Below are 599 nucleotides of genomic sequence, written 5' to 3'. Positions count from 1 at the left end.
CCTGTTGAGCAGGTTCATCATATTAAACCGATTGCTGAAGGCGGAACGCATGAGAGGAATAATCTTATTTCTCTATGCAAATCCTGTCATTCTAAAATTCACGCTAAGCGTGGAGATCGCTGGCATAACAAATAACCCACCCCCTAGGGGGGTTTAAATCTCTACGAGCCTACCCCATGGGGAACGGGCGCAGGGTATTTTGCGTAAAAACAGCGTATTCAAAAGGGTAATAGGCAAAATCAAACACAAAAATTTTTTAATAGTTAAAACTCACGTGGGAAGGAGGCGAAAAGTTTGCCTACAAAATCAAATAATATCGGCGGTCGTGGCGGCAGACGCGTGGGTGCCGGGCGTAAAAAGAAAGCGGTTGTTGAAAAAGCGAGTGAAGGAAACCCTGGTGGCAGGCCTTTAAGCGTGCTTGATATTCCGGAGCTTGAAGGTGCGGAAATGCCTGTTCCTCACGAGTTTTTATCCGCCACGCAAAAAGACGGTACTCAGCTTCAGGCTAAAGAAATTTTCGCTGAAACATGGAAGTGGCTAAAAGACATTGGTGTTAGCAGTAAAGTCCCGTCTCCTCTTATTGAACGGTATGCGATGAG

At 45.7% G+C, this 599-nt stretch carries 1 protein-coding gene and 1 pseudogene; both read left to right on the top strand.

All coding sequences use genetic code 11. The features are described from left to right. Positions 1–21: 21 nt before the first annotated feature. Entirely contained in the window at positions 22–135 is a 114-nt protein-coding gene (locus tag ACTJLE_RS06445; RefSeq protein ID WP_481267903.1) for an HNH endonuclease, read from the top strand. Between the two features lie 159 nt (positions 136–294). Beyond that, positions 295–599 (top strand): annotated as a pseudogene (locus ACTJLE_RS06440) (terminase); the annotation flags it as partial.

It is taken from the genome of Gardnerella sp. CCPDSM (genome assembly GCF_056754715.1).
Note: the sequence above shows the minus strand (reverse complement) of the source record. Positions and strands in the feature narration are given on the sequence as shown.